The 22,417-nt window shown below is 41.3% G+C and carries 38 protein-coding genes; all 38 read left to right on the forward strand.

Annotated elements, in window-relative coordinates:
* A partial coding sequence (locus B5F25_RS22230; protein ID WP_206423560.1) for a hypothetical protein occupies positions 1-202 on the forward strand: 202 nt, incomplete at its 5' end.
* A 113-nt stretch (positions 203-315) separates the two neighbouring features.
* On the forward strand, positions 316-486 hold the full coding sequence (locus B5F25_RS21890; RefSeq protein ID WP_162614432.1) for a hypothetical protein: 171 nt from the start codon (positions 316-318) through the stop codon (positions 484-486).
* A 959-nt stretch (positions 487-1,445) separates the two neighbouring features.
* Positions 1,446-1,853 (forward strand): 30S ribosomal protein S12, encoded by a 408-nt coding sequence (gene rpsL / locus B5F25_RS15160; protein ID WP_022040833.1) that lies wholly within the window; start codon positions 1,446-1,448, stop codon positions 1,851-1,853.
* A gap of 138 nt (positions 1,854-1,991) precedes the next feature.
* Positions 1,992-2,468, forward strand: a complete 477-nt coding sequence (gene rpsG, locus B5F25_RS15165; protein WP_022040834.1) for a 30S ribosomal protein S7 — start codon at positions 1,992-1,994, stop codon at positions 2,466-2,468.
* A 32-nt stretch (positions 2,469-2,500) separates the two neighbouring features.
* Positions 2,501-4,618 carry an elongation factor G gene (gene fusA, locus B5F25_RS15170; protein ID WP_087209585.1) on the forward strand — a complete coding sequence of 706 codons (2,118 nt, stop codon included), beginning with the start codon at positions 2,501-2,503 and terminating at the stop codon, positions 4,616-4,618.
* A gap of 100 nt (positions 4,619-4,718) precedes the next feature.
* Positions 4,719-5,024 carry a 30S ribosomal protein S10 gene (gene rpsJ, locus B5F25_RS15175; protein WP_005941888.1) on the forward strand — a complete coding sequence of 102 codons (306 nt, stop codon included), beginning with the start codon at positions 4,719-4,721 and terminating at the stop codon, positions 5,022-5,024.
* Positions 5,025-5,044: 20 nt separating this feature from the next.
* Positions 5,045-5,662, forward strand: coding sequence for a 50S ribosomal protein L3 (gene rplC / locus B5F25_RS15180; RefSeq protein ID WP_087209582.1), 618 nt, complete (start codon positions 5,045-5,047; stop codon positions 5,660-5,662).
* On the forward strand, positions 5,662-6,291 hold the full coding sequence (gene rplD, locus B5F25_RS15185; protein ID WP_022038656.1) for a 50S ribosomal protein L4: 630 nt from the start codon (positions 5,662-5,664) through the stop codon (positions 6,289-6,291). The genes rplC and rplD overlap by 1 nt, the downstream gene beginning before the upstream one ends.
* 21 nt (positions 6,292-6,312) lie before the next feature.
* Complete coding sequence (gene rplW / locus B5F25_RS15190) at positions 6,313-6,606, forward strand: 50S ribosomal protein L23 (protein WP_087209579.1); 294 nt, start codon at positions 6,313-6,315, stop codon at positions 6,604-6,606.
* 8 nt (positions 6,607-6,614) lie between these two features.
* Positions 6,615-7,436 (forward strand): 50S ribosomal protein L2, encoded by an 822-nt coding sequence (gene rplB, locus B5F25_RS15195; RefSeq protein ID WP_022038658.1) that lies wholly within the window; start codon positions 6,615-6,617, stop codon positions 7,434-7,436.
* A 27-nt stretch (positions 7,437-7,463) separates the two neighbouring features.
* On the forward strand, positions 7,464-7,733 hold the full coding sequence (gene rpsS, locus B5F25_RS15200; protein ID WP_013618002.1) for a 30S ribosomal protein S19: 270 nt from the start codon (positions 7,464-7,466) through the stop codon (positions 7,731-7,733).
* Between the two features lie 40 nt (positions 7,734-7,773).
* Positions 7,774-8,181: a 50S ribosomal protein L22 gene (rplV, locus tag B5F25_RS15205; RefSeq protein ID WP_022038659.1), complete on the forward strand. Its 408-nt coding sequence runs from the start codon at positions 7,774-7,776 to the stop codon at positions 8,179-8,181.
* Positions 8,182-8,187: 6 nt separating this feature from the next.
* On the forward strand, positions 8,188-8,919 hold the full coding sequence (gene rpsC / locus B5F25_RS15210) for a 30S ribosomal protein S3 (protein ID WP_022038660.1): 732 nt from the start codon (positions 8,188-8,190) through the stop codon (positions 8,917-8,919).
* Between the two features lie 21 nt (positions 8,920-8,940).
* The gene (gene rplP, locus B5F25_RS15215; protein ID WP_022038661.1) at positions 8,941-9,372 is read left to right on the forward strand and encodes a 50S ribosomal protein L16; all 432 of its coding nucleotides are present in this window, start codon (positions 8,941-8,943) and stop codon (positions 9,370-9,372) included.
* A gap of 7 nt (positions 9,373-9,379) precedes the next feature.
* Positions 9,380-9,577: a 50S ribosomal protein L29 gene (gene rpmC, locus B5F25_RS15220; RefSeq protein ID WP_022038662.1), complete on the forward strand. Its 198-nt coding sequence runs from the start codon at positions 9,380-9,382 to the stop codon at positions 9,575-9,577.
* Positions 9,578-9,589: 12 nt separating this feature from the next.
* A complete protein-coding gene (gene rpsQ / locus B5F25_RS15225; RefSeq protein ID WP_022038663.1) occupies positions 9,590-9,847 on the forward strand; it encodes a 30S ribosomal protein S17 in 258 nt (85 codons plus the stop codon).
* Positions 9,848-9,849: 2 nt separating this feature from the next.
* Positions 9,850-10,215 (forward strand): 50S ribosomal protein L14, encoded by a 366-nt coding sequence (gene rplN / locus B5F25_RS15230; RefSeq protein WP_022038664.1) that lies wholly within the window; start codon positions 9,850-9,852, stop codon positions 10,213-10,215.
* A 23-nt stretch (positions 10,216-10,238) separates the two neighbouring features.
* Positions 10,239-10,562 carry a 50S ribosomal protein L24 gene (gene rplX, locus B5F25_RS15235; protein ID WP_013617995.1) on the forward strand — a complete coding sequence of 108 codons (324 nt, stop codon included), beginning with the start codon at positions 10,239-10,241 and terminating at the stop codon, positions 10,560-10,562.
* Positions 10,562-11,119, forward strand: coding sequence for a 50S ribosomal protein L5 (gene rplE, locus B5F25_RS15240; RefSeq protein ID WP_022038665.1), 558 nt, complete (start codon positions 10,562-10,564; stop codon positions 11,117-11,119). Before rplX ends, rplE begins: the two co-directional genes overlap by 1 nt.
* A gap of 6 nt (positions 11,120-11,125) precedes the next feature.
* Positions 11,126-11,425 (forward strand): 30S ribosomal protein S14, encoded by a 300-nt coding sequence (gene rpsN / locus B5F25_RS15245; RefSeq protein WP_022038666.1) that lies wholly within the window; start codon positions 11,126-11,128, stop codon positions 11,423-11,425.
* Positions 11,426-11,483: 58 nt separating this feature from the next.
* The gene (gene rpsH, locus B5F25_RS15250; RefSeq protein ID WP_022038667.1) at positions 11,484-11,879 is read left to right on the forward strand and encodes a 30S ribosomal protein S8; all 396 of its coding nucleotides are present in this window, start codon (positions 11,484-11,486) and stop codon (positions 11,877-11,879) included.
* 13 nt (positions 11,880-11,892) lie between these two features.
* Positions 11,893-12,462 carry a 50S ribosomal protein L6 gene (gene rplF, locus B5F25_RS15255; protein WP_022038668.1) on the forward strand — a complete coding sequence of 190 codons (570 nt, stop codon included), beginning with the start codon at positions 11,893-11,895 and terminating at the stop codon, positions 12,460-12,462.
* 23 nt (positions 12,463-12,485) lie between these two features.
* Positions 12,486-12,827, forward strand: a complete 342-nt coding sequence (rplR, locus tag B5F25_RS15260; protein WP_087209576.1) for a 50S ribosomal protein L18 — start codon at positions 12,486-12,488, stop codon at positions 12,825-12,827.
* Between the two features lie 6 nt (positions 12,828-12,833).
* Positions 12,834-13,349 (forward strand): 30S ribosomal protein S5, encoded by a 516-nt coding sequence (gene rpsE, locus B5F25_RS15265; RefSeq protein ID WP_022038670.1) that lies wholly within the window; start codon positions 12,834-12,836, stop codon positions 13,347-13,349.
* Positions 13,350-13,360: 11 nt separating this feature from the next.
* A complete protein-coding gene (gene rpmD / locus B5F25_RS15270) occupies positions 13,361-13,537 on the forward strand; it encodes a 50S ribosomal protein L30 (protein ID WP_022038671.1) in 177 nt (58 codons plus the stop codon).
* A gap of 23 nt (positions 13,538-13,560) precedes the next feature.
* On the forward strand, positions 13,561-14,007 hold the full coding sequence (gene rplO, locus B5F25_RS15275; RefSeq protein WP_022038672.1) for a 50S ribosomal protein L15: 447 nt from the start codon (positions 13,561-13,563) through the stop codon (positions 14,005-14,007).
* A 4-nt stretch (positions 14,008-14,011) separates the two neighbouring features.
* A complete protein-coding gene (gene secY, locus B5F25_RS15280; protein WP_022038673.1) occupies positions 14,012-15,355 on the forward strand; it encodes a preprotein translocase subunit SecY in 1,344 nt (447 codons plus the stop codon).
* Positions 15,356-15,367: 12 nt separating this feature from the next.
* Positions 15,368-16,165 (forward strand): type I methionyl aminopeptidase, encoded by a 798-nt coding sequence (gene map, locus B5F25_RS15285; RefSeq protein ID WP_087250526.1) that lies wholly within the window; start codon positions 15,368-15,370, stop codon positions 16,163-16,165.
* A 3-nt stretch (positions 16,166-16,168) separates the two neighbouring features.
* Positions 16,169-16,387, forward strand: a complete 219-nt coding sequence (infA, locus tag B5F25_RS15290) for a translation initiation factor IF-1 (protein WP_022038675.1) — start codon at positions 16,169-16,171, stop codon at positions 16,385-16,387.
* Positions 16,388-16,399: 12 nt separating this feature from the next.
* Positions 16,400-16,516 (forward strand): type B 50S ribosomal protein L36, encoded by a 117-nt coding sequence (ykgO, locus tag B5F25_RS15295; RefSeq protein ID WP_087209568.1) that lies wholly within the window; start codon positions 16,400-16,402, stop codon positions 16,514-16,516.
* A gap of 36 nt (positions 16,517-16,552) precedes the next feature.
* On the forward strand, positions 16,553-16,933 hold the full coding sequence (rpsM, locus tag B5F25_RS15300; protein WP_022038676.1) for a 30S ribosomal protein S13: 381 nt from the start codon (positions 16,553-16,555) through the stop codon (positions 16,931-16,933).
* A gap of 11 nt (positions 16,934-16,944) precedes the next feature.
* Entirely contained in the window at positions 16,945-17,334 is a 390-nt protein-coding gene (gene rpsK, locus B5F25_RS15305; RefSeq protein ID WP_007567382.1) for a 30S ribosomal protein S11, read from the forward strand.
* A 123-nt stretch (positions 17,335-17,457) separates the two neighbouring features.
* Entirely contained in the window at positions 17,458-18,063 is a 606-nt protein-coding gene (gene rpsD / locus B5F25_RS15310) for a 30S ribosomal protein S4 (RefSeq protein ID WP_022038677.1), read from the forward strand.
* A 13-nt stretch (positions 18,064-18,076) separates the two neighbouring features.
* A complete protein-coding gene (locus B5F25_RS15315; protein ID WP_087209566.1) occupies positions 18,077-19,069 on the forward strand; it encodes a DNA-directed RNA polymerase subunit alpha in 993 nt (330 codons plus the stop codon).
* A gap of 3 nt (positions 19,070-19,072) precedes the next feature.
* The gene (gene rplQ, locus B5F25_RS15320) at positions 19,073-19,588 is read left to right on the forward strand and encodes a 50S ribosomal protein L17 (protein ID WP_022038679.1); all 516 of its coding nucleotides are present in this window, start codon (positions 19,073-19,075) and stop codon (positions 19,586-19,588) included.
* A 147-nt stretch (positions 19,589-19,735) separates the two neighbouring features.
* The gene (locus tag B5F25_RS15325) at positions 19,736-20,338 is read left to right on the forward strand and encodes a ribonuclease HII (protein ID WP_087250538.1); all 603 of its coding nucleotides are present in this window, start codon (positions 19,736-19,738) and stop codon (positions 20,336-20,338) included.
* A gap of 326 nt (positions 20,339-20,664) precedes the next feature.
* Complete coding sequence (locus B5F25_RS15330; protein ID WP_022038682.1) at positions 20,665-21,234, forward strand: sigma-70 family RNA polymerase sigma factor; 570 nt, start codon at positions 20,665-20,667, stop codon at positions 21,232-21,234.
* A 65-nt stretch (positions 21,235-21,299) separates the two neighbouring features.
* Entirely contained in the window at positions 21,300-22,409 is a 1,110-nt protein-coding gene (locus B5F25_RS15335) for a FecR domain-containing protein (protein WP_022038683.1), read from the forward strand.
* The last annotated feature ends 8 nt before the right edge of the window (positions 22,410-22,417 follow it).

A 22,417-nucleotide genomic window follows, 5' to 3' on the forward strand; every position in this document is an offset into this window, starting at 1 on the left:
CTTATACTTCATAGACAATACAAAAGTAATTAATCCGTGGGAGACAGAGGTCTCCCTTTTTTATTTTGTATTGCCGGATGACCCGAAGCCCGGCTTCCACCGCCTTCCTCCGCCCTTTCAGCTACGCTCCAAGGACGGAGGAAGGCGGTGGAGGAGTTGCACTTCTAACTTGACGGTGGGCCTCTGTCTGTTTGTATTTTAAATTCTTATGCAGGCATAAAAGGGTCAGTCATGAAACGAATACATCAAGACGGGAAAAAACTTTTGGGGAAATTCAAAACCGTTTCTTAGAAGCTGTTTTGAATTTATCGTGCGATGATTTGGGATGAGTTTTTGAGGCATTTTCGCTTCTGTGATGAGGAAGATAGCGGGCTATCTGACGAAGAACAGGAGCGAAAAGGGCCAAAAAATCGCCCAAAGCACACACGAAAACGTATACATCAAGACAAGAAAAACTTTTTGGAGAAATTCAAAACAGCTTCTTAATTGTCTGATGAAATTTCGTAGGCATTCGAACCAATGCTTGCTGATTGCCGTTTTTCCAGATAGTATCATAGCAAGGCGCAGTTGGCTGCGAAAGCCCGCGGATATGGGTGCGTCGGCACATACATATAAGTCCATCCGTTGTAAGATTATTAATCTTCAGGCTGCAAGATTATTAATCTTACAAGCGGAAGATTATTAATCTTACACCAGGCGAAGTTATCTGCGTGTCCTTTTTCGTTTGTTTCCGGTCTGTTTTCCCGATTTTATTCGTCAGATAGCCCGCTATCCTCCTCATAAAATCAGAAAAGCATCCTCGAAAACAATTCGCAAAATTAACCTGAGCAAAATTTAAACAGGCTCTTAGTGATGCGCGGTGAGCGGAACGGATACGGCATACAGGAACTGTGACATCAACAAAATGCACAAATTCATAATGTTCATAGTATATAAAGGTATGAATTTATTCAAAACAGTTTCTCAGTTTTCATCATAATTTTCCTGTATCTTCCCCGGCTTGTTCCATTTTGCCGTTTCAGTTATCTTTGTGGATTGTGGCAGTCAACTGGAATGACTTGTGAATATATCTTCGTCCTCAAATGAATACATACATGAAGTCTAAATATTTATTTAACCTTTTTATACAATTTTATATCTACGGGAAAGAGATGATTCTTCTCTTGGGACATAGAATCCTGAAAGTCATTGTATAATGATCCGTATTGTCATCTTTGGAGTTTGTGACGGATGTTCTCCGGCTGGGTAAGCTCTATGCCTTTCTCTCTGACTAATCAGTTTGCGGAAAAGAAAGGAGAAAATTTTATCGTTATCAGAATTTTATGCAAAAACAGTTTGTGTATTAAAAAGTTATTTGTAATTTTGCAGCCCGAAATGTATAGTTTCGGCTTGATATAGGAAAACAAAATAAATATAACAATATAAATAATTAAAAATCAAACAAAATGCCTACTATTCAACAGTTAGTAAGAAAAGGAAGAAAGGTTTTGGTTGAGAAGAGTAAATCTCCGGCACTTGATTCATGTCCGCAAAGACGTGGTGTATGTGTGCGTGTTTACACTACAACTCCGAAGAAACCGAATTCTGCAATGCGTAAAGTTGCTCGTGTGCGTCTGACAAACTCTAAGGAAGTGAACTCTTATATTCCGGGAGAAGGCCACAACTTGCAGGAACACTCTATTGTATTGGTACGTGGCGGTCGTGTGAAAGACCTTCCGGGTGTACGTTATCACATCGTTCGTGGCACATTGGATACGGCCGGCGTGGCAGGACGTACGCAAAGACGTTCTAAGTACGGTGCTAAGCGTCCGAAACCGGGACAGGCAGCTCCGGCAGGAAAGGGTAAGAAGTAATATCTGCTGCGGGTATACAGAAAATTATTAATCCGTTTTGGTTTGCAGGAAAGCTTTAAGGTTGAGTAAATGTCTCGGAGGAGGCGTTGAAGAAAACAAAAGGTGCAGCCCCAAACTAAACATTATTATCAAAACAAAATGAGAAAAGCAAAACCTAAAAAACGTATCATTCTTCCGGATCCCGTATTCAACGATCCGAAGGTTTCTAAATTTGTAAACCACTTGATGTATGACGGTAAGAAGAATACTTCTTACGAAATCTTCTACAAAGCATTGGATGTGGTAGGAACAAAGCTTCCGGGCGAAGAAAAATCAGCATTGGAAGTGTGGAAAAAAGCATTGGACAATGTAACTCCTCAGTTGGAAGTGAAGTCTCGCCGTATTGGTGGTGCCACTTTCCAGGTTCCGACTGAGATCCGTCCTGAACGTAAGGAGTCTATTTCAATGAAAAACCTGATCGCTTTTGCACGTAAACGTGGTGGAAAATCGATGGCTGACAAATTGGCTGCTGAAATTCTGGATGCATATAACGAACAGGGCGGTGCTTTCAAGCGTAAGGAAGATATGCACCGTATGGCTGAAGCTAACCGTGCATTTGCTCACTTCAGATTCTAATCAAGTATAATTAATTTAAGAAGGAACAGAAAATGGCTAAACATGATTTGCATTTGACCCGTAACATTGGTATTATGGCTCACATCGATGCCGGTAAAACCACTACTTCAGAACGTATTCTGTTTTATACTGGTTTAACTCACAAAATCGGTGAAGTTCATGATGGCGCTGCTACGATGGACTGGATGGAACAGGAGCAGGAACGTGGTATCACGATTACCTCTGCTGCTACAACCACTTACTGGAATTATGCGGGCAACAAGTATAAGATCAACTTGATCGATACTCCGGGGCACGTGGACTTTACTGCTGAGGTAGAACGTTCGTTGCGTGTGCTGGACGGTGCTGTTGCTACTTATTGTGCCGTAGGTGGCGTTGAGCCGCAGTCGGAAACGGTATGGCGTCAGGCTGACAAGTACAATGTTCCCCGTATCGGTTATGTCAACAAAATGGACCGTTCGGGCGCGGACTTCTTCGAAGTGGTACGTCAGATGAAAGATGTATTGGGCGCTAATCCGTGTCCGGTAGTTGTTCCTATCGGTGCCGAAGAAAACTTCAAGGGATTGGTTGACTTGATCAAGATGAAAGCTATCTATTGGCATGATGAAACCATGGGTGCCGATTATGAGGTAGAGGATATCCCGGCAAACTTGGTTGACGAAGCGAATGAATGGCGCGATAAAATGCTGGAAAAAGTAGCTGAGTTCGACGAAGCTTTGATGGAAAAGTACTTCGATGATCCTTCTACGATTACGGAAGAAGAAATCCTGCGTGCTTTGCGTGCCGGAACTTTGAAAATGGAAATCGTGCCGATGTTGTGCGGTTCTTCGTTTAAGAATAAGGGCGTGCAGACATTGTTGGATTATGTATGTGCATTCTTGCCTTCTCCGTTGGATACTCCGAATATTGTGGGTACAAACCCCTCTACCGGAGCTGAAGAAGACCGTAAGCCGAGCGAAGATGAAAAAACTGCTGCTTTGGCATTTAAGATTGCTACCGACCCGTATGTAGGCCGTCTGACTTTCTTCCGTGTTTATTCTGGTAAGGTTGAGGCAGGTTCTTATATCTATAATTCTCGTTCTGGAAAGAAAGAACGTGTTTCGCGTCTGTTCCAGATGCATTCTAACAAGCAGAATCCGGTAGAGGTAATTAGTGCTGGTGATATTGGTGCTGGGGTAGGTTTCAAAGATATCCGCACCGGTGATACACTGTGTGACGAAACTGCTCCGATCGTATTGGAATCTATGGATTTCCCGGAACCGGTTATCGGTATTGCAGTAGAGCCGAAGACTCAGAAAGATTTGGACAAGCTGTCTAACGGTTTGGCTAAGCTGGCTGAAGAAGATCCGACCTTTACTGTACGCACAGACGAGCAGACCGGTCAGACCATCATCTCGGGTATGGGTGAGCTTCACTTGGATATCATCATCGACCGTTTGAAACGTGAATTCAAGGTTGAATGTAACCAAGGCCGTCCGCAGGTAAACTACAAGGAAGCTATCACAAAGACTGTGGAATTGCGTGAAGTGTATAAGAAGCAGTCGGGTGGTCGCGGTAAGTTTGCCGATATCATCGTTACCGTAGGACCGGTTGACGAAGACTGGACACAAGGTGGATTGCAGTTCATCGATGAGGTGAAAGGTGGTAATGTGCCTAAGGAATTCATTCCTTCTGTACAGAAAGGTTTCCAGACAGCTATGAAGAATGGTGTGTTGGCAGGATTCCCGCTTGACTCTTTGAAGGTTGTGCTGAAAGATGGTTCGTTCCACCCGGTAGACTCTGACCAACTGTCATTCGAAATCTGTGCCATCCAGGCTTATAAGAACGCTTGCGTGAAGGCAGGTCCTGTATTGATGGAGCCGATTATGAAGCTGGAAGTCGTTACTCCGGAAGAAAATATGGGTGACGTAATCGGTGACTTGAACAAACGTCGTGGCCAGGTAGAAGGTATGGAGACAAGCCGTTCGGGTGCCCGTATCGTGAAGGCGATGGTTCCGCTGGCAGAAATGTTCGGCTATGTAACTGCCTTGCGTACGATTACTTCGGGTCGTGCAACCTCTTCAATGAGTTACGACCATCATGCTCAAGTATCTTCTTCTATCGCTAAGGCTGTTCTGGAAGAAGTGAAAGGCCGTACCGATTTGGTATAATCAAAAAAAATAGCTTGAAGCCTATGGGGGTTAGCGAATGACTCTTAACCCTCATGCTTCATCTTATTGGATAATCATCTAATAATATAATAAAAGGAAAATGAGTCAGAAAATCAGAATTAAATTGAAATCTTACGATCACAACTTGGTAGACAAGTCTGCTGAGAAGATTGTAAAGACTGTAAAAGCTACAGGTGCTATTGTGAGCGGTCCGATTCCATTGCCTACTCATAAGCGTATCTTTACAGTAAACCGTTCGACTTTCGTTAATAAAAAGTCGCGTGAACAGTTCGAATTGTCTTCTTACAAGAGACTGATTGACATCTATAGCTCAACTGCCAAGACAGTGGATGCATTGATGAAATTGGAATTGCCGAGTGGAGTAGAAGTAGAAATTAAAGTTTAATGAATTAAAAATTAACTGAAATGCCAGGATTATTAGGAAAGAAAATCGGAATGACATCCGTTTTCAGTGCTGATGGTAAGAATGTACCATGCACTGTTATCGAAGCTGGTCCCTGTGTAGTTACTCAGATTAAGAGCGTAGAAAAAGATGGCTATGCAGCTGTTCAGTTGGGCTTCCAGGAAATGAAGGAAAAGCATACAACCAAACCGCTGATGGGTCACTTCAAAAAAGCAGGAGTAACTCCCAAGAGACACTTGGCCGAGTTCAAAGATTTCTCAGAAGAATTGAATTTAGGTGACACAATTACCGTAGAACTGTTCAATGATGCTCCGTATGTGGATATAATCGGAACATCGAAGGGTAAAGGTTTTCAGGGCGTCGTTAAACGTCATGGCTTCGGTGGTGTAGGTCAGACTACTCACGGTCAGCACAACCGTGCCCGCAAACCGGGTTCTATCGGTGCATGTTCTTATCCCGCAAAGGTGTTCAAAGGAATGCGCATGGGAGGTCAAATGGGTGGTGGTAGAGTTACTACTCACAACTTGCAAGTATTAAAAGTAATTCCTGAACATAACCTGCTGTTGATTAAGGGCTCTGTTCCAGGTTACAAAGGTTCAATCGTAATAATTGAGAAATAATGGAAGTTAATGTATTAAATATTAAAGGTGAAGATACCGGAAGAAAAGTTGTCTTGAATGACGCCATCTTCGGCATCACTCCGAATGACCACGCTATCTATTTGGCTGTAAAGCAGTACTTGGCTAATCAGCGTCAGGGTACTCACAAGTCAAAAGAAAGAAGTGAAATAAGTGGTTCTACTCGTAAATTGGGCCGTCAGAAAGGTGGCGGTGGTGCACGTCGCGGTGATATCAATTCTCCGCTGTTGGTTGGCGGTGCACGTGTGTTTGGTCCGAAACCTCGTGACTACAGCTTTAAGTTGAACAAGAAAGTGAAATCGTTGGCCCGTAAGTCTGCTTTGTCTTATAAGGCTCAGGCAAATAACATTGTTGTGGTTGAAGACTTCACATTTGAAGCTCCGAAGACAAAAGATTTCGTAAATGTTGTGAATAATCTTAAAGTAGCTGGTAAGAAGTTACTGATGGTTTTGCCGGAAGCAAATAAAAACGTATATTTGTCAGCTCGTAATTTAGAGCGTACAAATTTGGCGATTGCTTCTGCGCTGAATACTTATGTGGTATTGAACGCAGAAACTCTTGTTGTTACAGAGAATGCATTGAAAGCTATCGAGGAAACCTTAATTAAATAATTATAGGAGGCTGAAAGTAATATGGGAATGATTGTTAAACCGTTGGTTACAGAAAAAATGACGGCTATTACAGATAAGATGAACAACCGTTTCGGGTTCATCGTACGTCCGGAAGCCAACAAATTGGAAATTAAGAGTGAAATCGAAGCTTTGTATAACGTGACCGTGTTGGATGTAAACACGATGCGTTATCAAGGGAAAAACAAAACTCGTTATACAAAATCAGGCTTGATCAAAGGTCGCAAGAACGCTTTCAAGAAAGCAATTGTTACCTTGAAAGAAGGCGATACTATTGATTTTTATAGTAATATTTGATATAGAAGATGGCAGTACGTAAATTTAAGCCCACAACACCGGGGCAGAGACACAAAATTATTGGTACTTTTGAAGAGATTACTGCATCGGTACCAGAAAAATCTCTTGTGTATGGAAAGCGTTCTACGGGTGGTCGTAACAACGTAGGTAAGATGACAATGCGCTATATAGGTGGCGGTCATAAGAGAAAATATCGTATCATCGATTTCAAGAGAAACAAAGACGGTGTTCCGGCAGTTGTTAAAACTATTGAATACGATCCGAACCGTTCGGCTCGTATCGCTCTGTTGTTTTACGCTGACGGAGAAAAAAGATATATCATTGCTCCTAATGGATTGCAAGTAGGCAGCACATTGATGTCGGGAGCGGATGCGACGCCTGAGATTGGTAACGCGCTTCCGTTGGATAACATCCCTGTCGGTACTGTAATTCATAACATTGAATTGCGTCCGGGACAAGGAGCTGCACTGGTAAGATCGGCTGGTAATTTTGCTCAATTGACTTCTCGTGAGGGACGTTATTGTGTGGTTAAATTGCCTTCTGGCGAATTGAGACAAATCTTGGGTGCTTGCAAGGCTACTATTGGTAGTGTAGGTAACTCTGACCATGCGTTGGAGTCTTCTGGTAAGGCAGGCCGCTCTCGCTGGTTGGGACGTCGTCCGCACAACCGTGGTGTTGTTATGAACCCTGTTGATCACCCGATGGGTGGTGGTGAAGGACGTCAGTCTGGAGGTCATCCGAGATCACGCAAAGGTTTGTATGCTAAGGGCTTGAAGACAAGATCTCCGAAGAAACAGTCTTCTAAGTATATAATTGAAAGAAGAAAGTAATAACAACTGATTTTAACTGAGAAAATTATGAGTCGTTCATTAAAAAAAGGTCCATATATTAATGTAAAACTGGAAAAGAAAGTGCTTGCCATGAATGAAAGTGGCAAGAAGTCAGTTGTTAAGACGTGGGCCAGAGCTTCAATGATTTCGCCTGATTTCGTTGGGCATACTATTGCAGTTCATAACGGAAATAAATTTATTCCTGTTTATGTTACAGAAAACATGGTGGGACACAAGTTGGGTGAATTTGCCCCGACACGTACATTCCGTGGCCATGCTGGTAACAAGAAAAAATAAACGGACAGGAGCTTTTTGAAATAATAAAAAGTGAAGAATAATGGGAGCAAGAAAAAAAATATCGGCTGAGAAAAGAAAAGAAGCCCGTAAAACCATGTATTTTGCAAAATTGCAAAATGTGCCTACTTCTCCACGTAAGATGCGTCTGGTTGCAGATATGATTCGTGGAATGGAAGTAAATCGTGCACTTGGCGTTTTGAAGTTTTCTTCAAAAGCAGCAGCTGCAAAAGTTGAGAAATTGTTACGCTCTGCTATTGCAAACTGGGAAACGAAAAACGAGCGCAAGGCTGAAGACGGCGAATTGTATGTGACTAAGATTTTTGTTGATGAAGGAGTTACTCTGAAAAGAATGAGACCGGCTCCGCAGGGTAGAGGTTACAGAATTCGCAAACGTTCTAATCATGTGACTCTGTTTGTTGATGCTAAAAATACTAATGATAAAAATTAAACGTAGATGGGACAGAAAGTTAATCCGATAAGCAACCGTTTAGGAATTATCAGAGGATGGGATTCTAATTGGTACGGTGGCAAGAATTATGGTGATGCTTTGCTGGAAGACAGCAAAATTCGTAAATATCTGAATGCCAGACTTGCAAAAGCCAGCGTTTCTAGAATCGTAATCGAACGTACTCTGAAATTGGTGACAATTACTGTATGTACTGCTCGTCCGGGTATTATCATTGGTAAAGGTGGTCAGGAAGTTGACAAGTTGAAAGAGGAGTTGAAGAAGATCACCGATAAAGATATCCAAATCAATATCTTCGAAGTAAAGCGTCCCGAACTTGATGCTGTTATCGTTGCAAACAACATCGCTCGCCAGGTAGAGGGTAAAATCGCTTACCGCCGTGCTATTAAGATGGCTATTGCCAATACGATGCGCATGGGTGCTGAAGGTATTAAGGTTTTGATTTCTGGTCGTTTGAATGGCGCAGAAATGGCGCGTTCTGAAATGTATAAGGAAGGTCGTACACCGTTGCATACTTTCCGTGCAGACATTGATTACTGTCAGGCTGAAGCATTGACAAAGGTCGGTTTGCTGGGCATTAAGGTATGGATTTGCCGGGGTGAGGTTTATGGAAAACGTGAGTTGGCTCCTAACTTTACACAGGCAAAAGAAAACGGCCGTGGCGGAAACGGAAATAACAGTGGCAAGAATTTCCGCAGAAAGAAAAATAACAATCGCTAACGAATTTGAATTTTAGGAATTATGTTACAACCGAAAAAGACAAAATTCAGAAGACAGCAGAAGGGCAGCGCCAAAGGTAATGCACAGCGTGGTCATCAGTTGGCATTTGGTTCTTTTGGAATCAAATCTTTACAGACCAAATGGATTACGGGTCGTCAGATTGAAGCAGCTCGTATTGCTGTAACTAGATATATGCAACGTCAGGGTCAGATTTGGATCCGCATTTTCCCGGACAAACCGATTACTCGTAAGCCTGCTGACGTACGTATGGGTAAAGGTAAAGGTAATCCGGAAGGATTTGTTGCTCCTGTAACTCCGGGTCGTATCCTGATTGAAGTGGAAGGAGTATCTTTTGATGTAGCTAAAGAAGCTTTGCGCCTGGCGGCACAAAAACTTCCTGTGACTACTAAGTTTATTGTTAGACGTGATTACGACGCAAGTCAAAATGCTTAATTGAGATATGAAGATTGCAGAAATTAGAGAAATACCGACCAGTGAATTGGCTGAAAGAATTCAGACAGAAGTGGCTAATTATAACCAAATGGTGTTGAATCATTCAATCTCTCCGTTGGAAAATACTGCACAAATCAGAACTTTGCGTAGAACGATTGCACGGATGAAGACAGAATTGCGTCAGAGAGAACTCAACAACAAATAACAAGGTCTTATTATGGAAGTAAGAAATTTAAGAAAAGAAAGAACTGGTGTTGTGGTTAGCAACAAGATGGATAAGACTGTTACTGTTGCTGCCAAATTTAAGGAGAAACACCCGATTTATGGTAAGTTCGTTTCGAAGACGAAAAAATATCATGCTCATGACGAAAAGAATGAATGTGCTGTAGGTGATACTGTACGCATCATGGAAACTCGTCCTTTGAGTAAGACTAAGAGATGGAGAGTGGTTGAAATAATTGAAAAAGCGAAGTAATTATGATACAAACAGAATCCAGACTTACAGTATGTGATAACAGTGGCGCAAAAGAAGCTCTTTGCATTCGTGTATTGGGCGGAACGAGAAGACGCTATGCTTCTGTAGGAGATGTGATTGTCGTTTCTGTAAAGAGCGTAATCCCATCAAGTGATATTAAGAAAGGTGCAGTATCTAAGGCTTTGGTCGTACGTACTAAGAAAGAAATCCGTCGTGCTGATGGTTCTTATATTCGTTTTGATGACAATGCATGTGTGTTGCTGAACAATGCGGGCGAAATTAGAGGTAGTCGTATCTTTGGACCGGTAGCGAGAGAATTGCGTAGTGTGAATATGAAAGTGGTTTCACTTGCACCTGAAGTACTTTAATTTTGTTAAAAAGTTAAGTCGTAATGAGTAAGTTACATATTAAGAAAGGCGATACAGTTTACGTAAACTCTGGTGAAGACAAGGGTAAAACTGGACGTGTGTTGAAAGTTCTTGTAAAAGAGGGACGTGCAGTGGTTGAGGGTATCAACATGGTATCCAAAAGTACTAAACCGAATGCAAAGAATCCGCAGGGAGGTATTGTGAAACAGGAAGCTCCGATTCACATCTCTAACCTGAATCCGGTTGACCCGAAGACAGGTAAACCGACACGTATTGGTAGAAGAGAAAGTTCTGATGGAAGAACATTTGTTCGTTATGCTAAAAAATCGGGAGAGGAGATTAAATAATGGGTAATACTGCTAGCCTTAAGAAAGAATATGCAGAGCGTATCGCTCCTGCATTGAAGAATCAATTCAAGTATTCTTCGACTATGCAAATTCCTGTACTCAAGAAGATTGTAATCAATCAGGGCTTGGGTATGGCTGTTGCTGATAAGAAAATAATTGATGTTGCCATCAATGAGTTGACTGCTATTACAGGACAGAAAGCAGTGGCAACTGTATCACGCAAAGATATCGCAAACTTCAAATTGCGTAAAAAAATGCCGATTGGTGTGATGGTGACTTTGCGTCGTGAGAGAATGTATGAGTTCCTTGAAAAACTTGTGCGTGTGGCTTTGCCGCGTATCCGTGACTTCAAAGGTATTGAAAGTAAGTTTGACGGTCGTGGTAACTATACCTTGGGTATTCAGGAGCAAATCATTTTCCCGGAAATCAATATCGATAGCATTGCCAAGATTATGGGTATGAATATCACTTTCGTGACTTCTGCTCAGACTGATGAAGAAGGTTATGCATTGTTGAAAGAATTCGGTTTACCGTTTAAAAACGCTAAAAAAGACTGATTAGATATGGCAAAAGAATCAATGAAAGCTCGTGAAGTAAAAAGAGCGAAGCTGGTAGCCAAATATGCAGAAAAACGTGCTGCACTGAAAAAAATTGTCAATTCAGGTGATCCTGTTGCAGCGTTTGAGGCGGCACAGAAATTGCAAAGCCTCCCTAAGAATGCAAATCCGATTCGTTTACACAATCGTTGCAAGCTGACAGGTCGTCCTAGAGGTTACATGCGTCAGTTCGGTATTTCACGTATCCAATTCCGTGAAATGGCATCCAGTGGTTTAATACCGGGTGTAAAGAAGGCAAGTTGGTAATTAGTGTTTATTATTAAATATTGTCAGGGTAGTCCTGATTAATTTAACAATTAGTTTTATGACAGATCCAATCGCAGATTATCTCACAAGGTTGAGAAATGCAATTAGTGCAAAGCACAGAGTGGTGGAAGTACCTGCTTCAAATCTGAAAAAGGAGATTACAAAAATCCTGTTTGACAAAGGTTACATCCTGAATTACAAATTTGTGGAAGATGGTCCTCAAGGTACTATTAAGGTAGCTTTGAAGTATGATGCCGTAAATAAGGTTAATGCTATCAAGAAGCTTGTAAGAGTATCTACTCCAGGTTTGCGTAAGTATACAGGCTATAAGGACATGCCGAGAGTTATTAATGGATTAGGTATTGCTATTATATCTACTTCCAAAGGTGTAATGACAGATAAGGAAGCTTCAGTGTTGAAAATTGGCGGTGAAGTTCTTTGTTATGTATATTAATGGAGGGTAAGCTATGTCAAGAATAGGTAAATTGCCAGTTGTTATCCCTGCCGGAGTTACTGTAACTCTGAAGGATAATGTAGTTAGTGTAAAAGGTCCTAAAGGTGAGTTGAGTCAGTATGTCAATCCCGCTATTGAGGTGACGATTGCAGACGGACATGTGGAGTTGAAAGAAAATGAAAACGCAATGCTTGACGATCTGAAACAACGTCATGCATATCATGGCTTGTATCGTGCATTGGTGCACAATATGGTTGTGGGTGTTTCTGAAGGATATAAGAAGGAATTGGAATTGGTCGGTGTAGGTTACCGTGCGTCAAACAATGGTAATATCATTGACCTCGCTTTAGGATATACGCATAATATCTTTATACAGTTGCCTCCTGAAATTAAGGTGGAAACTAAGTCTGAGAGAAATAAGAACCCTCTTATTATATTGGAATCTTGTGACAAGCAGCTGCTTGGTCAGGTGTGTGCAAAAATACGTTCTTTCCGTAAGCCTGAACCTTATAAAGGAAAAGGTATTAAGTTTGTTGGTGAAGAAATTCGTAGAAAGTCTGGTAAGTCGGCTGGCGCTAAATAATTCACATTAAATCGTATAATATTATGACAACAAAAATAGAAAGACGAATCAAGATTAAATATAGAGTACGTAACAAGATTTCAGGTACTCCGGAACGTCCTCGTATGAGCGTGTTCAGAAGCAACAAGCAAATCTATGTTCAGGTGATTGATGATTTGAGCGGCAAGACTTTGGCGGCAGCTTCTTCTTTGGGAATGGCTGCAATGCCTAAGAAAGAACAGGCTGCCAAGGTTGGTGAACTGATTGCAAAGAAAGCCCAGGAAGCTGGTATTACGGCTGTTGTATTTGACCGTAATGGCTACTTGTATCATGGGAGAGTAAAAGAAGTAGCTGATGCTGCTCGTAACGGTGGACTTAAATTTTAATGGATTATGGCAATTAATAATAGAGTTAAGATCACTAACGATATAGAATTAAAGGACAGACTGGTAGCCATTAACCGTGTAACGAAGGTTACGAAAGGTGGTAGAACTTTTAGTTTTGCTGCTATCGTGGTGGTAGGAAATGAAGACGGCATCATTGGTTATGGTCTTGGTAAAGCTGGTGAAGTGACAGCTGCAATTGCTAAGGGTGTGGAAGCCGCTAAGAAGAATCTGACTCGTGTGCCTGTATTGAAAGGTACTGTGCCTCACGAACAGACTGCAAAGTTTGGTGGTGCTGAAGTATTTATCAAACCGGCTTCGACAGGTACAGGAGTAGTTGCCGGAGGTGCAATGCGTGCTGTATTGGAAAGCGTAGGTGTGACAGATGTTTTGGCTAAGTCTAAAGGATCTTCCAATCCTCATAACTTGGTAAAGGCTACTATTTTGGCACTCAGTGAAATGCGTGATGCCCGTATGGTTGCTCAAAACAGAGGTGTAAGTTTGGATAAAGTATTTAGAGGATAAGGAGGTTTTACATGTCAACTATTAAGATTAAGCAAGTTAAAAGTAGAATAGGTGCTCCTGCCAATCAAAAAAGAACGTTGGATACCTTGGGACTTCGTAAATTGAATCAAGTGGTTGAGCGTGAAGCTACTCCTTCTGTTCTGGGTATGGTTGAAAAGGTGAGACATCTTGTTACAATCGTTAAGTAATAATTAATAAAGAATTTTGCGATATGAATTTAAATAGTTTACGTCCAGCAGCAGGTTCTACTAAGACAAGAAAAAGAATAGGCCGTGGTCCGGGTTCTGGTTTGGGTGGAACTTCTACAAGAGGACATAAAGGTGCAAAATCAAGATCGGGTTATTCTAAGAAGATTGGTTTTGAAGGAGGGCAGATGCCTCTCCAGCGCCGTGTGCCTAAATTTGGTTTCAAGAATATTAACCGTGTTGAATATAAAGCTATTAATCTTAGTGTAATTCAAGAGCTGTCAGCTGCAAAAAATTTGTCTAAAGTAGGCATTAATGAGCTGATTGAGGCAGGTTTTGTTTCTTCTAATCAATTAGTGAAAGTTCTTGGTAACGGTAGTTTAACTACTAAACTCGAAGTAGAAGCACATGCTTTTTCCAAGAGTGCAGTAGCTGCAATCGAAGCCGTTGGTGGTAATGCAGTAAAACTCTGATTCAATGAGAAAATCTATTGAAACATTAAAGAACATATGGAATATTGAGGATCTGAGAAAACGGATCCTCATTACTATATTGTTTGTCGCAATCTACAGATTCGGTTCGTATGTGGTTCTTCCAGGTATCAACCCAGATATGTTGTCAAAGTTGCATGAACAAACAAGTGAAGGTCTTCTTGCTTTGTTAAACATGTTCTCTGGTGGAGCTTTTTCCAATGCTTCTATTTTTGCATTGGGAATTATGCCGTACATCTCTGCATCCATTGTGATTCAGTTGTTGGCGATTGCAGTTCCTTATTTCCAGAAACTACAGCGTGAAGGTGAAAGTGGGCGTCGGAAAATCAATCAGTATACTCGAATTCTGACTATATTCATTTTGATTTTTCAGGCTCCTTCTTATCTGATTAACTTGAAAATGCAGGCAGGTCCGGCTCTTAATGCTTCATTAGATTGGACTTTCTTTATTATTACTTCTACCATCATTTTGGCAGCCGGAAGTATGTTTATTTTATGGTTAGGTGAACGAATCACAGATAAAGGTATCGGAAACGGAATCTCCTTAATAATTATGATTGGAATTATAGCCCGTCTTCCGCAAGCCTTTTCCGGTGAGTTCGTATCACGTCTTGCTTCTCCAGGAGCAGGGGGTATTATCATGTTCTTGCTTGAAATTATCGTGCTGATTTTGGTAATAGCTGCTGCTATCCTTCTGGTGCAAGGAGTCCGTAAAATACCAGTGCAATATGCAAAACGTATTGTCGGGAACAAACAATATGGTGGTGCAAGACAATACATTCCTTTGAAGGTGAATGCTGCAAATGTGATGCCGATTATCTTTGCGCAAGCAATAATGTTCATTCCTATAACTGTTATCGGTTTTTCGAATGTTGCTTCGGCAAGTGGAATTGCCCGTGCTTTCGTTGATCATACCAGTTTTTGGTATAATTTGGTTTTTGCTATTTTGATTATTGTATTTACGTGGTTTTATACAGCAATCACGATTAATCCGAATCAGATGGCAGAGGACATGAAACGGAATAATGGCTTCATCCCAGGTATTAAGCCGGGTAAAAGTACGGCTGATTATATTGATATGATTATGACACGTATCACTTTGCCTGGTTCGTTGTTTTTGGCACTTATCGCTATCCTTCCTGCTTTTGCCGGTATTTTCGGTGTGCAGGCAGAGTTTGCGCAATTCTTCGGTGGAACATCTCTGTTGATTCTTGTAGGTGTTGTACTTGATACTTTACAGCAAGTAGAAAGTCATTTATTGATGCGCCATTATGACGGTCTTCTCACTTCGGGAAGAATAAAAGGCCGTTCCGGCGTTGCTGCATATTAATTTGCATTCAATATGATATTTCTAAAGACTGATGATGAAATAGAACTGTTACGCCAAAGTAATCTCCTTGTGGGGAAAACTTTGGCTGAACTGGCTAAACTAATCAAGCCGGGTGTGACTACGAAGCAACTGGATAAAGTTGCTGAAGAGTTTATTAGAGACCATGGAGCTGTTCCTACTTTTAAAGGATTTCCGAATCCTTATGGAGGTCCGTTTCCTGGTTCTATCTGCACTTCGGTGAACGAGCAGGTAGTGCATGGCATTCCCAATGATATTCCTTTGAAAGAAGGTGATATAATTTCGGTTGATTGTGGAACTTACATGAATGGATATTGTGGTGATTCTGCATATACGTTTTGTGTAGGGGAAGTTGCTCCGGAGATTGTTGCCTTATTGAAAACGACAAAGGAAGCTTTGTACAAAGGTATTGAAAATGCTGTACATGGAAAACGGTTAGGTGATATCGGATATGCTATCCAGCAGCACTGTGAAGCCCAATCTTATGAAGTGGTCCGCGAGTTTGTCGGGCATGGCATAGGAAAGGAGATGCATGAAGATCCTCCTGTCCCTAATTATGGAAAAAGGGGCACAGGCACTTTGTTGAAGAAAGGTATGTGTATCGCTATCGAGCCTATGATAACTTTGGGTAGTCGGAAAATCGTAATGGAAAATGACCGTTGGACTGTCCGTACGATGGATCGTAAGTGTGCCGCACATTTTGAGCACACCGTAGCTGTAGGATTAGGGAAAGCTGATATTTTATCATCATTTGATTATATAGAAGAGGTATTGAAAAATAAAGGGAATTAATATATGGCAAAACAGGCTGCAATAGAACAAGATGGAGTAATCGTAGAGGCATTGTCAAACGCAATGTTCCGTGTAGAGCTGGAAAACGGGCATGAAATAACTGCTCATATATCTGGCAAGATGAGAATGCATTACATTAAAATTTTACCGGGTGACAAGGTTCGTGTGGAAATGTCTCCTTATGACCTGTCCAAAGGAAGAATCGTTTTTAGATACAAATAAAATAATATAGATATGAAAGTAAGAGCATCATTAAAAAAACGTACGCCGGATTGCAAAATCGTGAGACGTAAGGGCCGTTTGTATGTTATTAATAAGAAAAATCCTAAGTATAAACAACGTCAAGGATAATTTATTATTATTTTTGCAGAAAAAATAATTTAGTATATGGCTATAAGAATAGTTGGTGTAGATTTACCTCAGAACAAGAGAGGTGAGATTGCGTTGACATACATTTATGGTATCGGACGCAGTAGTTCAGCAAAAATTTTGGACAAGGCAGGTGTTGATCGTGATCTGAAAGTAAAAGATTGGACAGACGATCAGGCAGCAAAGATTCGTGAGATCATCGGTGCTGAATATAAGGTGGAAGGTGATTTGCGCTCAGAAATCCAGTTGAACATTAAGCGATTAATGGATATCGGATGCTATCGCGGTGTTCGTCACCGTTTAGGTCTTCCTGTAAGAGGTCAGAGCACTAAGAACAATGCTCGTACACGTAAGGGAAGAAAGAAAACTGTTGCAAATAAGAAAAAAGCTACTAAATAATAATTGTTGATATGGCAAAAAAAACAGTCGCAGCTAAAAAAAGAAATGTGAAAGTAGATGCTAACGGACAGTTGCATGTGCATTCATCATTCAACAACATCATCGTTTCTTTGGCAAACAGTGAAGGTCAGATTATTTCATGGTCTTCAGCCGGTAAGATGGGATTTAGAGGTTCTAAGAAGAACACTCCTTATGCAGCTCAGATGGCTGCTCAAGATTGCGCAAAAGTAGCGTATGATCTTGGTTTGAGAAAAGTGAAAGCTTATGTGAAGGGTCCTGGAAACGGACGTGAGTCTGCTATTCGTACGGTACACGGTGCTGGAATTGAAGTTACAGAAATTATTGATGTAACTCCATTGCCTCATAACGGTTGTCGTCCTCCGAAAAGAAGAAGAGTATAATTTTTGATAACCTAATTTAAAGTGTAACTTGATTTTGTTAGATACATGGATTGCATTTCCTTTCTGTAATCGCGGCTGCAACAAATTGAGTTCATGAATAACAATTAATTTAAATTAAAGAAAATGGCTAGATATACTGGACCAAAAACAAGAATTGCACGTAAATTTGGTGAAGCGATTTTTGGAGCTGATAAAGTTTTGTCAAAGAAAAATTATCCTCCTGGACAACATGGGAATAATCGTCGCAGAAAGACGTCTGAATATGGTGTCATGTTGGCAGAAAAGCAGAAGGCTAAATATACTTACGGTGTATTGGAAAAACAATTCCGTAATATGTTTGAAAAGGCTGCAAGCATGAATGGTATTACTGGTGAAATCTTGCTGCAAAGTCTTGAGTGCCGTTTGGATAATGTGGTGTTCCGTTTGGGTATCGCTCCGACTCGTGCTGCCGCTCGCCAATTGGTAGGTCATAAACATATTACAGTAGACGGCAAGGTAGTAAACATCCCTTCTTATTCTGTAAAGCCTGGTCAATTGGTTGGTGTTCGTGAAAAATCTAAGTCTCTGGAAGTTATTGCAAACTCATTGGCTGGATTCAATCACAGCAAATATCCTTGGTTGGAATGGGATGAGAACTCTAAGACAGGAAAATTGTTGCATAAACCTGAGAGAGCTGACATTCCTGAAAACATTAAAGAACACTTGATCGTAGAATTGTACTCTAAATAAAATAATTAATTTCATGGCGATATTAGCATTTCAAAAACCTGATAAAGTCTTAATGTTGGAAGCGGATTCTAAATATGGGAAGTTTGAATTCCGTCCGCTTGAACCCGGTTTCGGTATTACCGTTGGTAATGCTTTACGCCGTATTCTTCTCTCTTCTCTGGAAGGTTATGCCATTAACACAATTCACATAGAAGGTGTTGAGCATGAATTTGCAACCGTTCCCGGTGTGAAGGAAGATGTGACTAACATTATCTTGAATCTGAAGCAAGTTCGATTCAAGCAAATAGTTGAGGAATTCGAAAATGAAAAGGTTAGCATTACCGTTGAGAATTCTACTGAATTTAAGGCAGGTGATATTGGTAAGTATTTGACCGGATTTGAAGTGTTAAATCCTGAATTAGTTATTTGCCATTTAGATTCAAAAGCAACTATGCAGATAGATCTTACAATCAACAAAGGTCGTGGTTATGTTCCGGCTGATGAAAACCGGGAATTCTGTACCGATGTGAATGTAATTCCTATCGATTCTATTTACACTCCGATTCGTAATGTCAAATATGCGGTGGAAAACTACCGTGTAGAACAGAAGACCGACTATGAAAAGCTGGTATTGGAGATTACGACGGATGGTTCCATTCACCCGAAAGAAGCGCTGAAAGAAGCTGCAAAGATTCTGATTTATCACTTCATGTTGTTCTCTGACGAGAAGATTACACTCGAAACGGCAGATGCTGACGGCAATGAAGAATTTGATGAAGAAGTTTTGCACATGCGCCAGTTGCTGAAGACCAAGTTGGTCGATATGGACTTGTCAGTCCGTGCATTGAACTGCTTGAAGGCTGCCGATGTGGAAACACTGGGCGATTTGGTACAGTTCAACAAGACCGATTTGTTGAAGTTCCGCAACTTCGGTAAGAAATCGCTCACGGAGCTTGATGATTTGCTCGAGAGTCTGAATCTGTCGTTTGGAACAGATATTTCTAAGTATAAATTAGATAAAGAATAAAAAATGAGACACAATAAGAAATTTAACCATTTAGGTCGTACTGCTTCTCACAGACACGCTATGTTGTCTAATATGGCATGTTCTCTGATTAAGCACAAAAGAATCACTACGACTGTTGCGAAGGCTAAAGCTTTGAAGAAGTACGTAGAACCGTTGATTACTCGTTCAAAAGACGATACAACTAATTCACGTCGTGTAGTATTCAGCTATTTGCAAGACAAATATGCTGTTACTGAACTCTTCAAGGAAATCTCTGTAAAGGTTGCAGATCGTCCGGGAGGTTATACCCGTATTATCAAAACCGGTCACCGTTTGGGAGATAACGCTGAAATGTGCTTTATCGAACTGGTTGACTATAATGAGAACATGGCTAAGACTGCTGCTAAAAAAGCAACTCGCACCCGTCGTTCTAAGAAGTCTGCATCTGCTGCTGCCGCTGAAGCACCTGCTGCTGAAGCAACTACAGCCGAAGCACCTGTTGCTGAAGCTACTACAGAGGAAGCCCCTAAAGCTGAATAATTCTGTAAATGCAATATAAAAAGAGGCCGGAATCTTTTCAGATTCCGGTTTTTTTGTTTTTTGGCGTAAATGCCTCTGTTGCTCTGAACTGCTACCTGTGTCTGTTTGCAGAAGCAACATTTATGAAGTGAAAGGAGAATGTACACGATGTTATTACCTTATTTACATAAAGATTTGATAGAGGCCGGATGTGATGAAGCGGGGCGTGGATGCCTTGCAGGGGCGGTATATGCAGCCGCTGTTATTTTGCCTGCCGATTACAGAAATGAGTTGTTGAACGATTCGAAAAAGCTGACTGAGCGTCAGAGATACCGGCTTCGTGAGGTTATCGAACGAGATGCTTTGGCATGGGCGGTTGGTGTAGTTTCGCCGGAAGAAATCGATAAAATCAATATTTTGAATGCATCTTTTCTGGCGATGCACCGGGCGGTAGACCAATTGTCGATACGTCCACAACATTTGTTGATTGATGGAAATCGTTTTAATCCTTATCGGGGTATTCCTCATACAACCGTGATAAAGGGTGACGGAAAATACTTGTCTATTGCCGCTGCTTCCATCTTGGCTAAAACCTATCGTGATGATTATATGAACTGTTTGGATAAGGAATATCCGATGTATGACTGGAAGGGCAACAAGGGATACCCGACAAAGAAACATCGGGAGGCTATCCGGCTGTATGGTACGACTCCTTATCATCGGATGACTTTTAATCTTTTGGGTGATGGTCAGTTGTCATTTGATTTTTGAATTTACTGTTGATTTTAATGGCTATCTTTTGGATTTGCCCGAACAGAAAATAAGGAACATATAGTAGTAAACTCCGGCGTCTAAGTATCGTTGCTTCTATGGTCAAGTATTATAGGATACTTTGCCTTTTATCATTGCTTCTATAACTGTTGAAGCATAGCTATCATTGCAAAAGCATAATTGGATGGGGGTATTCATTTTGATTTTTTTTTTTTACAATTTGTCCCTTCTTTTTAAAATAATTATCCATAAATGTTGCTTAATTGGCTGAAAAACGTTTATTTTGTTACCGTTTTTATGGTGGTTGTTAATATTGGGATAGAAAAATGAACGATGGCTTGCCTTTGGATATATCTACGTGGGATGAGTCTTGTATGAAGCGTTTTATACGAGACAATTCTGCTTTGTTTTATGCTTTTGCCAGTCGCTATGTCAATAATCCGGATCTTGTTGACGATTTCTTGCAAGAAGCTTATGTAAAACTTTGGACTCACCGGAAGACAATCGGCAAAGTCAGCTCCGTGCAAAATTATTTTTATTCGATACTTCGGAATACCATCATTGATAAATGGACGTATTTCACTGCGGGTGAGAACGAACGGAGTCTGGATGATTATATGGAGGTGTCTTCCAATGAATCTTTTGTACAGCATATCATCGAAGCTGAAAGTTCACACTTGATTGCTGCGGCAATCCATAAACTGTCTCCTCAGAGCCGGCGCATTATTTTGATGAGTATGGACGGGAAGACAATGCCCGAAATCGCCGATGCCCTGCATATTTCCATTAATACAGTGAAGACCTTGAAATATCGTGCCATCAAGCAGCTTGCATCTTCGCTTTCGAAAGAGGACTTTCTTCCTCTCTTATTACTTTTATATTCTTCCATGTGTTAAAATCGTAATGCTTTGTCATACTTTTGGCGCATATTGACCGTCTATTGTAATAAAGAGACGAAAATATGTGTCAAAATAATAAAGATATATCCCATTTGATTGCTCAACGGATTTTAGAAGTCCCTTTGAGCGAGGAAGACAATCGCCGTTTGGATGAATGGTTGCGGGCTTCGGAAGAAAACCGGAACCTGTACGAGCAGATTCGTAGTAAACAATTGGCGAGGCTTATTCTCCGTTTGCAACACGAAGATTATGGAGAAAAAATGGCAGACCGCTTTTCGCGTCAGGTATTCGGCAGGCAACGGCGCATCCGCTTACTTCGGTGGGGAAGTGTGGCTGCTATGTTTGTGTTGCTTTTTTCGCTTTCTTTTTATTTTTGGGGCGAGCATGAGCAGCAACAGATTTTTCCTGGTAAAGGCGGAGCGGTGTTGACTTTGGCAGACGGAAGGCAGTTTGATATTGCAGATGTCGACCGTCAGGTGGTGGATGAATTGGTAACATCGGTTTCGTTGGATATCAAGTCTGATACTGTTCCTTATAATACGTTGACGGTCGAAGCCGGTCAGGAGTATGTATTCCGTTTGCCCGACAGCACACAGGTATGGATTAACTCCGAGTCGGAACTACGCTTCCCGGTCACTTTTACCAAGGGTGAGGAACGGAAAGTCTATTTAAAAGGTGAGGCATTTTTTGATGTGACGAAGGACCGCCGGCATCCGTTTGTCGTGTCTTTAGACGAGGGAGCTATTCGTGTGTATGGTACTCGTTTCAATGTTTCCAGTTATGCAGGCGAGCCTTTGTCGGCAGTGTTGGTCGAAGGCAATGTCGGTTTTCAGCCGTCAGAAGGAGAAGAAGTCCGGTTGCATCCTTCCGAGCGTTTGGAATATGATGCAGCTTCGGGAGAAGTAGCGGTGCATCCGGTCGATGTTTCCCAGTATGTGGCGTGGGTCAACCATCAGTTTGTATTCCACGGTGAGACATTGGAGGAAATTATGACAACCTTGTCGCGTTGGTATGACTTTACCCCTGTATTCACTTCCGATGCTGTGCGTCATGTCCGGCTTTCGGGGCGTTTGTATCGTTACGATGATATCCGTATTTTGTTAGACAGTTATGAAAAGACTTCGGGACTGAAGTTTAAGTTGCAAGGCAAACGCATCATCATTTCCGAATAATCAGTTGA

The organism is Bacteroides sp. An19, assembly GCF_002160215.1.
GTDB lineage: Bacteria > Bacteroidota > Bacteroidia > Bacteroidales > Bacteroidaceae > Phocaeicola > Phocaeicola intestinalis.